We start from the raw sequence: 6945 nt of genomic DNA on the forward strand, positions 1-6945 counted from the left end.
GCGTGGAGGCAGCGTGGTCCGGGGGCCGCACCGCCGCCACCTGGGCCCACCCCGCGGGCGGCTCGGGCATGCGCCGGTGCAGGCCGTACCAGCCCGCCAGCATCGCCGCGGTCATGAGGAAGCCGGCGCCCACGAAGAACGTGGCCCCGGAACCGCCGAAGGTGGGAGCCGAGATTAATACGACGACGACGAGCACCACCGCCATGATCTTCGACCCGGATGACTGGCCCCGGCCGAGAAGCGACTCCGCACTCGAGACCTCGTCGCCGGCATCGCGGAGGAAGAGCCACAGGAGGGCGTAGAGGAACACGCCGGCGCCACCCCAGAGGGCGGCGATGACAAAGGCGACGCGGACGAGCACCGGGTCGATTCCGTAGCGGCGACCGAAGCCTCCGGCCACGCCGGCGATCTTGGAATCGTCCGGTGTGCGGACGGGACGGGTCCGCCACAGTGAGCGGAGCTCGGAGGACAGGTCGTGGGTACTGGTGCTGGACATGACTCTCATCGTGCTCGGCCGGCGGCGCGGGCACATCGGGGATCGACCCTGATATTGCGACCCCGGGAATCTCAGGGTCAGCCCCCGATGCGGACCCGAGGTGGATCTGTGACCATTGCCGATATGAGTGAGAACGCGACCGGTCCCGCGCGGGGCACAGGTGTGCCGGCTGCGCGGCCTGCGGCTGCCGGTGGGCCCGTGCGGGAACAGGTGCGGGAGCCGGTGTGGCGCCCGCCGGGGCCGGCCTCCGTCCCCACCACCTTCCGCTGGTACCCGCGACTAACCCGGTCAGCCGACCGTTCGGTCGTGGGCGGAGTCTGCGCCGGCATCGCCGATCATCTGGACGTCAAGATCACCTATGTGCGGCTGGCGATGGTCCTGCTGGCCACCCTCTCCGGCGCGGGCGTGGCCCTGTACTCCGTGCTGTGGGTGATGCTGCCGTCGGCGCCTGCGCGAGCGGATGAGGCCCGGGCTGACGGTGACCGGGCGAATGCGCTGCAGGCCGACCTCCGCGAGCGTCGCACCGGCAAGGCGCTGGTCGCGTTGGCCCTCGTGGGGTCGGTGCTCTCGTTCATGCTCACCACCACGACGGGACTGAACGTCATCGTGCCCGTCCTCGTGGTCGCGCTCGGGGCCGGGCTCGTCTGGCAGCAATACGACCGCGGGGGAAAGGTCTCTCCACGGTCCGCCTTCGACTGGGCCCGTGTGACGGCGGGTGCCACCCTCGTCGTCGTCGGACTTGCGGTTGTGGTTCTTGGCCAGGTCGAGTTTGCCGCCCTACGGTCGTCCCTCCTCGCGGTGGTCGCGACGCTCGTCGGCGTGGGGCTGCTCTCGGTCCCCATCGGGCTGCGGCTGTGGCACTCGCTTGAGGAGGAACGCGCCGCGCGGATCCGGGAGGCCGAGCGCAGCGACATCGCCTCCCACCTGCACGATTCCGTCCTCCAGACCCTCGCCCTGATCCAGAAACGCTCCGACGACCCCGGCCAGGTCGCCCAGCTCGCCCGCCGACAGGAACGCGAATTGCGGCAGTGGCTGTTCGGCGCCGGATCGCGCATGTCCTCGGGGGCGACCACCATGGCCGGCGCCGTCGAGGTGGTGGTCGGCGACCTCGAGGACGCCTACGGACTGCGCATCGACCAGGTCGTGGTGGGCGGCGACGGACCCGTTCGCGACGCGGAGGAAGCCGTCCTCGGCGCCGTCCGCGAGGCCCTGGTCAACGTCGCCAAACACGCCGGCGTCGAGACCGCGGACGTCTTCGTGGAGAACGACGGCCGCGTGCTGTCCGCGTTCGTCCGCGACCGCGGCGCCGGCTTCGACCCCGACACCGTCTCCGACGACCGGCACGGACTCGCGCAGTCGATCCGGCACCGCGTGGAGAGTCGCGGGGGCAAGGTGACCGTGCGCAGTACGCTCGGGCGAGGGACCGAGATCGGGATCGAGATGCCGCTGGAGGGCGAATGACGGGTGAGCCGGTGACGGGTGAGGCGATGGCCGGTGGGGTTGGCTCGGGCCGGGCGTGCCGCGTGTTCCTCGTGGACGACCACGCCGTGTTCCGCAGCGGTGTTCGCGCCGAGCTGGGCGGGCAGCCGTCGATCGACGTGGTGGGCGAGGCCGGTTCCGTAGCCGAGGCGGTCGCGGGCATCGGGCGCGTGCAGCCCGACGTGGTGCTTCTCGACGTCCACATGCCCGACGGCGGCGGCGTCGCGGTGCTGCGGTCGGTGCTGGGCGGCACGGAATCCGAGTCGGCAGTGGTGCCGACGTTCCTCGCGCTGAGCGTCTCCGATGCTGCCGAGGACGTGATTGCCACGATCCGCGCCGGAGCCCGCGGCTACGTCACCAAGACCATCTCCGGCGACGAGCTCGCTGATGCCGTGCGCCGTGTGGCCGACGGCGACGCCGTGTTCTCCCCGCGACTGGCCGGATTCGTGTTGGACGCGTTCGCCCGCGCCGCCCCCGGGCCCGAAGACCGCGGCGAGCCCGTCCACGACCCCGAGGTCGATTCCCTCACCCCGCGTGAGAAAGAGGTGCTGCGGCTGCTCGCCCGCGGCTACACCTACAAGGAGATCGCGGAGGAGCTGTTCATCTCGGTCAAAACCGTCGAGACCCACGCCTCGAACGTGCTGCGGAAGACCCAGCAGTCGAATCGGCACGCGCTGACGCGCTGGGCGCAGTCGCGGCACCTGGACTGAGGGCTGCGGCGGGGCGGGCCGGGGCTGGCTCCCGCAACTCGTCGAGAAGCGGATTCCGCACAGGTTTCCCGAGAGTGGGGTGTGCGTAACTCTCTGATCGATGAGCCCGACCCCTCACTTTGCGGTGTTGCGTGATGCATTGAGTCGTTGCGTCGTCATGTGAGGCCACCCTGGAGAAACGCTGCAAGTAACTACTCAACTCATGCGGCGCCATTATCGGATCAAGTCCGCCGGTTCGTCCATGGCGCCTCCGTCGGTTCATCTGATACCACCAGGAACGCTCGGACTTCACCAACGAACCGAGGGGTGAGCCCCTGTAGCGATCTCAGCAGCTCTCTCATTGATTGCGGCGGCGATATGTTCCTCGCGACAGATTCGTCCATTCCGCGAATCACATCTTCTGGCCAGAGTTCAAAAAGGTCACTTAGGAATTCGTCGGGATGGATCGCTTTGATCCCAAATGTCTCAAGCGCTTGGGACGGAAAATCCTTCATGTTCGCAGTCACTATCACCGTGGCACCAGAGCGAACAGCAGCAGCTAATACGTGCCGGTCTTTCGGGTCGTTTGTCATCGACGGAACGAGTTGCTCATTGCGGGAGCATTACGCATGCATCCAGAACCGCGCGAGTCTTTGTCATTTCCGTTCCTGCGAAGGTCAGCGCGTCTCGATGAACCCATCGCTGGCAGATTCTGGATCTGGATTGTCGTCGCGGGCCATTTCGTCCAGGATTCGACTACGGCGTTCATGCTCGGCCTCCTGAAACGCGAGGACATCCGCCAACTCGACTCTGCGATGCCGACCGGGCTGTGTGTATGGGATCTTCTGCTGTTCCAACAGCCGAACCAGAGTTGGTCGTGAAATCCCCAAGCGGTCCGCAGCTTCCTGGGTGGTCAGCTTCGTTTTTTCCGGTGCTACCGTGACGGCCTGACCTCGGGCCAACACGTCAACAACATCCGCCAGCACCGACCGCACACTTGACGGTAGGGGCACCGGACCATCGGGCGTGGAAAGTTCCACGGCGTGATGTGTGGCGAGCGCCTTTTTCAGCGCGACGAGTTGGGTGCTGTCTTCGTCGTTGGTGGGAAGCACTGGATGAGTAGTCGAAGCAGCCATAACACATCATAAAACGAAAAATTCGAACACGCAACGATGTCGGGCGGTTCTTGGTCTAGTGGCATGGAGGCTCACAGTGAGTCCATGCCTGTTGCTTCCTTCCTGCCGGTCTTGCTTCCGCTACGGTGTCGGACGTGAGCGAACCCCGCGACCTGCCCGTGTGCGTCATCGGCGATTCGTTCGTCGCCGGCTACGGAGACGACACCGGCCGCGGGTGGACCCCGCTGCTCGTAGAGGCTGCTGCGGGGGAGGGGTTGCACCTGCATGTCACCAACGCGGGCATCGGCGGGGACACCTCGGAGATGATCCTGGCGCGCTGGGACGAGGTCGACCGACGCCGGACATCGATGCCTGGCACCGCGGTGATCGCGGAGTTCGGGGTCAATGACGTCATGCACATCGACGGTGTCGAGCGCGTCGCAGAGGCCGCCACTCTTGCGGCGCTTCGCGGCATGATCGAGCGGGGGCCGGAGGGCCGACTTCTCGTGATCGGTCCGCCGCCGGTCGCGTGGGATGAGGTCAACGAACGCACCACCGCGCGGGCGGATGCCATCGCGGCGGTGTGTGCTGAGGCTGGCGTGCCGTTCGTACCGACCTTCGATGCGCTGCGGCCCGGTGGGGCATGGATGCGGGAGGTCGAGGCCGGCGACGGTGCTCATCCCGGGCCGGCGGGCTACGCGCAGTTCATGGACACGATCGCCCGCCCGGTCCTGGACTGGCTGCACGCGTTGCCCGACGTCGAACCCCTCTGATCAGCGGCCCGCTCGCGCGCAGAACCGGCGCGCCTGCCATGCAGCCCACCCCGCCCGGAGCACACCCCGCCCGGAGCCCACTCATCCGCGTACCCACACCTCAGCGCGAGCTCTTCATCGCCGCCTTCACCGTCACCGCCGGGTCTGCCTCCAGTTCGGCGACCCGCTCGGAGTCCATGGGCAGCAGGGCGATCTTGCCGTCGGAGTCGTAGTGCAGTGCCCAGCCGTAGGTCTTGGCCAGCGGCGAGGTGCGCAGGCAGGGCTGACCTTTGGAGAAGAACGTCTCGCGCGCGGCCATGCGGTCGGCCTCGGGGATCTCCTTGCGCTGGCAGTGCACGTCGAAGATGAGGTCGTCGCTGGTCCACACGTAGTCCCCGGCGGAGAGCCGCTCGTACTGCAGCTCGGCCACCGTGCCCTTGCCGGTCGCCGGGGCGGTCGCGGCCTGGGCTTTGGTGTCGGGCGCGGGCAGGATCAGGGTGTCGGTGTAGTTGGTGCTGTGCATGGCGTAGCTCCTCTGTGATGGCCGGGCGCCCGTTCCCCTGAGCCAATCGTCCTCCTGATCGGCCCCGCCTGTCCGCTGAACGGCCTCTGAAATCCTGCTTCCCTCAATCGGTTGAAGTCGTCGCGCGGGTCGGTAGCGTGGGGTGTGTCGCACGAAGACGTGCGGCGGGAGGAGAGAGTCGTATGACGAATCCGCAGAACTCTGACCGCACCGACGCCAAGCCCGGCCAGACCGACGAGCACAAGCCGACGGACGACGATCAGCGCGACAATCACCCTGATCGCCATGATGCGTTGGCCGATGAGTGGGGCGACGAGTCGTTCCCGGCCAGCGATCCGCCCGGCGCTCCCTGACGCCGGAGCGTCGAACCGCTCGTCCCCGGCACCCGACGCCTGACGTCAGCGCAAAACCTCAAACTGTTCCGACACCGCCCGCAGCGCACTCGCGCTGCGGGCGAACTGTTGCCGCTCGGTCTCGTCGAGCTCCAGCTCCACGACCCGGAGCACGCCGCTTCGCCCGATCACGGCGGGCACGCCGATGTAGATGCCGTCCTGCCCGTATTCGCCCTGCAGCAGGGTGGAGACGGGTAGCGACACCTGCTCGTTGCGCAGCACGGCGCGGGTGATGCGGGCCAGTCCCATGCCGATTCCGTAGCTGGTGGAGCCCTTGGAGTCGATGATCCGGTAGGCGGCGTCGCGGGTTTCTTCGAAGATCTGGGTGAGCCGCTCGCGTTTGTCCGGGTCACCGTCGAGGTCGCGTCGGAGCGGTACGCCGGAGACGTTGGCGGAGGAGAAGACGGGCAGTTCGGTGTCACCGTGTTCGCCGATGATGGAGGCGTGCACGCTCATGGGGGCGACGTCGTAGTACTCGCCGAGCATGAACCGGAACCGCGCGGAGTCGAGGATGGTGCCGGAGCCGATCACCTGGCTCGCGGGGAGACCGGAGTAGCGCCAGGTGGCGTGGGCGAGGATGTCGACGGGGTTGGTGGCCACGAGCAGGATGCCGTCGAAGCCGGTCGCCATCACGTCACCGACGATTGTTTCGAACAGGGCCATGTTCTTACCGACGAGGTCGAGGCGGGTCTCGCCGGGTTTCTGGGCGGCGCCGGCGCAGAGCACGACCATGGTGGCGTCGGTGCAGTCGTCGTAGCTGCCCTCGGTGACGAGGGTGGGGGAGGGCGCCCAGACGACGCCGTGGTTGAGGTCCATGACCTCGCCGACGAGCTTGTCGTGGTCGATGTCGATGATCGAGAGATGGTCCGCGAGACCTTGGTTGACCAGTGCGTACGCGTAGGCGATGCCCACGTCCCCGGCGCCGATGAGCACGATGCGATTCCCGATGGAGGCCTTCATGGTCACCGAGGGTAGATCGCCGGTACGACATCGAGGGTGGCCACCGGATGAACAACGGGGTCGCCGCCGGGGGAAATTTTTACGACGACGACAACAGCGCCCACCGAGCTTTCCGACACCGCGCGGGAGTGCCTCCGGCCGCGTTGGCCGCGTCGAAAACCGCCCTCGAACAGGAGTTCTTGCGCAGTGTCGTACCCGTGGTGTTCACTGTTCGTCATCGTCGAAAAATAGTTCGACTTACACGGCCTGCGGCGTGTCGCCCGTGACGGGAGGTTCTGGTGATGGTAGTGAACGGTTCTGCTGTCGACCGGTCAGGGGTGGATCTGTCGGCGCTCGGTACGACTGATCGTGTGGCTGAGCTGCGTCGACGGCTAGCGGCCATGCCCGGTGGCGGCCTTCCGGCTGCGGCCCGCTCGGTCCCGGGCGCTCTGGACTCCCCGCCAGCCCCGGCGCCCCCGGTAACCCCGGCCTATTCTGCCCCGCCCGCACAGTCCACCCGGGCTGCCCACGCCACCGCATCGGCGCTCTCGGCCCCGCCC

Annotated in this window: 10 protein-coding genes; 4 read left to right on the top strand and 6 right to left on the bottom strand. The window is 67.5% G+C overall.

What is annotated here, in order from left to right; genetic code table 11:
- The coding region (locus G6016_RS11085; protein ID WP_182632711.1) for a PspC domain-containing protein at nucleotides 1-496 on the bottom strand (496 nt) is incomplete at its 3' end.
- 123 nt (nucleotides 497-619) lie between these two features.
- Between G6016_RS11085 and G6016_RS11090 the strand changes: the two genes are divergently transcribed.
- Together G6016_RS11090 and G6016_RS11095 are read left to right on the top strand one after the other, a co-directional pair.
- The gene (locus G6016_RS11090) at nucleotides 620-1957 is read left to right on the top strand and encodes an ATP-binding protein (RefSeq protein WP_182632712.1); all 1338 of its coding nucleotides are present in this window, start codon (nucleotides 620-622) and stop codon (nucleotides 1955-1957) included.
- A complete protein-coding gene (locus G6016_RS11095; RefSeq protein ID WP_380022728.1) occupies nucleotides 1954-2685 on the top strand; it encodes a LuxR C-terminal-related transcriptional regulator in 732 nt (243 codons plus the stop codon). The genes G6016_RS11090 and G6016_RS11095 overlap by 4 nt, the downstream gene beginning before the upstream one ends.
- A gap of 221 nt (nucleotides 2686-2906) precedes the next feature.
- Here G6016_RS11095 and G6016_RS17875 read toward each other — a convergent pair whose 3' ends face one another.
- Entirely contained in the window at nucleotides 2907-3257 is a 351-nt protein-coding gene (locus G6016_RS17875; protein WP_479682406.1) for a VapC50 family PIN domain-containing toxin, read from the bottom strand.
- A gap of 84 nt (nucleotides 3258-3341) precedes the next feature.
- A complete protein-coding gene (locus tag G6016_RS11100; RefSeq protein ID WP_182632713.1) occupies nucleotides 3342-3800 on the bottom strand; it encodes a helix-turn-helix domain-containing protein in 459 nt (152 codons plus the stop codon).
- Between the two features lie 134 nt (nucleotides 3801-3934).
- Between G6016_RS11100 and G6016_RS11105 the strand changes: the two genes are divergently transcribed.
- Nucleotides 3935-4552, top strand: a complete 618-nt coding sequence (locus G6016_RS11105; protein WP_182632714.1) for a GDSL-type esterase/lipase family protein — start codon at nucleotides 3935-3937, stop codon at nucleotides 4550-4552.
- Nucleotides 4553-4652: 100 nt separating this feature from the next.
- On the opposite strand, the gene G6016_RS11110 is transcribed toward G6016_RS11105, so the two are convergent.
- Nucleotides 4653-5054, bottom strand: coding sequence for a DUF6157 family protein (locus tag G6016_RS11110; RefSeq protein ID WP_182632715.1), 402 nt, complete (start codon nucleotides 5052-5054; stop codon nucleotides 4653-4655).
- A gap of 182 nt (nucleotides 5055-5236) precedes the next feature.
- On the opposite strand from G6016_RS11110, the gene G6016_RS11115 reads away from it, so the two are divergent.
- Nucleotides 5237-5407 (top strand): hypothetical protein, encoded by a 171-nt coding sequence (locus G6016_RS11115; RefSeq protein WP_182632716.1) that lies wholly within the window; start codon nucleotides 5237-5239, stop codon nucleotides 5405-5407.
- 45 nt (nucleotides 5408-5452) lie between these two features.
- Here G6016_RS11115 and G6016_RS11120 read toward each other — a convergent pair whose 3' ends face one another.
- Complete coding sequence (locus G6016_RS11120; RefSeq protein ID WP_182632717.1) at nucleotides 5453-6406, bottom strand: L-lactate dehydrogenase; 954 nt, start codon at nucleotides 6404-6406, stop codon at nucleotides 5453-5455.
- Nucleotides 6407-6408: 2 nt separating this feature from the next.
- Nucleotides 6409-6624 carry a hypothetical protein gene (locus tag G6016_RS11125; protein ID WP_182632718.1) on the bottom strand — a complete coding sequence of 72 codons (216 nt, stop codon included), beginning with the start codon at nucleotides 6622-6624 and terminating at the stop codon, nucleotides 6409-6411.
- Nucleotides 6625-6945: the final 321 nt, after the last annotated feature.

It is taken from the genome of Dietzia aerolata (assembly GCF_014144865.1).
Taxonomy (GTDB): domain Bacteria; phylum Actinomycetota; class Actinomycetes; order Mycobacteriales; family Mycobacteriaceae; genus Dietzia; species Dietzia aerolata.